Source organism: Deinococcus aestuarii, assembly GCF_018863415.1.
Taxonomy (GTDB): Bacteria; Deinococcota; Deinococci; order Deinococcales; family Deinococcaceae; genus Deinococcus; species Deinococcus aestuarii.
The window spans coordinates 1-1,772 of sequence record NZ_JAHKSN010000045.1; the positions used below are offsets into that span (position 1 = coordinate 1).

At 67.2% G+C, this 1,772-nt stretch carries 1 protein-coding gene; it reads right to left on the reverse strand.

Annotation, left to right across the window (positions count from 1 at the left end; translation table 11 throughout):
* Positions 1-12: 12 nt before the first annotated feature.
* Positions 13-1,680 carry a GNAT family N-acetyltransferase gene (locus tag IC605_RS24335; RefSeq protein ID WP_216329845.1) on the reverse strand — a complete coding sequence of 556 codons (1,668 nt, stop codon included), beginning with the start codon at positions 1,678-1,680 and terminating at the stop codon, positions 13-15.
* Positions 1,681-1,772: the final 92 nt, after the last annotated feature.

Below are 1,772 nucleotides of genomic sequence, written 5' to 3' on the forward strand. Positions count from 1 at the left end.
GTCGACCTAGATTCAGGCACCGGGCTTGCGGGTCATGCACCAGGTGCGCGGTCCTTCGGGCACCTCGACGTCGGCGGTGACGGTGAAGCCGAGCCGCTCGTAGAAGGGGAGGTTGCGGGGCGCGGAGGTCTCCAGGAAGGCGGGCACCCCGGCGCGCTCGGCCGCCTCCACTCCGGGGAGCACGACGGCGCTGCCCAGACCCTTGCCCTGGTGGTCGGGCGAGACGCCGACGGTGGCCAGGAACCACGCGGGCTCCTTGGGCCGGTGCGGCGCCAGGAGGCCTTCCATCTGTTGCTGCGCGGCCAGCCGGGAACCGCTCAACTCGGCCATGCGCGGGCCGATCTCGGCGAACACCGCCCCCGCTTCGACGCTCTCCGGCGTGGTCCAGACCGCCACCGCGGCGCCGTCGTCCGCGACCCACACCTTGCCGATGTCGAGCCCGACGCGCGTGAGGAAGAGTTCTTGCAGCTCGGTGACCCGCTCGATGTGGCGGTCCGGATCGACGGTGTGGCGCGTGGCGGGGTAGTCGGCGAACGCGGCGGCGAGGGTGCGTACGGCCCTGGGGACGTCGTCGCGGGTGGCGAGGCGCACCGTGGGCTTGTACTCGGTCATCCCGGAAGGGCCGGGATTCTCCTCCACGTCACCGCATGTTAGAAGACTTCCTCTGCCCTCAGCGGCCGCCTCTTCCATCACGCCGATCTGCCAGGCCAGAACCTGGGCGACTAGCTCGCAGGCTTGGCGGCCATCGAGATCGACGTAGTACGGCGTTCGGTGATGGCAAACGATCAATCCCCACAGTCGCTCGCCGCGCAAAATCGAGATCGACATCGTGCCGTGCATGCCTATGTTGCGCATGAACTCCAAATGGCAGGGCGAGACGCTGCGCAGGATGGCGAAGCTAAGATCAATCGGCCGCCCGGTGACCGGATTGAGGTCTGGGGTGACCGGCACCGGCCGATAATTGATATCGGGAATGATCCGTACCGGGTTGATGGTATAGAGCCGACGGGCCTGCGCCGGCACCGCTGAGGCAGGATAGTGCAGGCCTAGTTTTGACTCGACCTCGGCGCATCGATCCTCTGCGATCACCACCCCGCTGAAGTCGGAGGCGAAGCGATAGATCATCACCCGATCGAAGCCGGTAATCTTCCGCACCTCTTGCGCCGCGGCGGCGCAGGCGCTTTCCAAGGTTTCGGCGGCCTGCAGGCGGCGGATGGCGCTGTTGGTGCGGCGGAAGAACGCCTGCGGCTCGGCGACGTCCCGCTGGGGAGGCTCGAGCTCGAGGAAGATGAGCTGATCATGGCGATGCCAGGAGCCGATGAAGCCTGCGTCCTTTCGCATCGTGAAGCCGACAGTGATCGGTGCTCCGACGGCCGCCCCGGGCTCGGCCAAGGCGATCGTCAGACGGTTGTGCGTCTCCGAGTCGAAGACATCGGCCGCAGAGCGGCCGATCAGGGCGCCGATCGCCAGTCCGGTGAGTTCGGGAAGGTTGTCGCTGCCGGCAACGATCGTCATGTCGGCGGCGAGGGCGAGCAGCAGTCCATGCGGTTGGATGGCACCGGGGATATGGATCGGCTCATCGTCGCAGGTCAAGAGGTCAGGCTGCCTGGCGACGGATCCTTCCGCCATGGTGGCGGCGAATTCTTTGCCAAAATGATGAGACAGCACAATAACCAGCACGTTGCCCAGGAGCTGTGGGAGTAACGCGGTCAGTCAGAGCCGGGGCGGGCGGCGCGAGGCGGCGGCGGAGCGGGGCACGGGGCGAAGGCAGC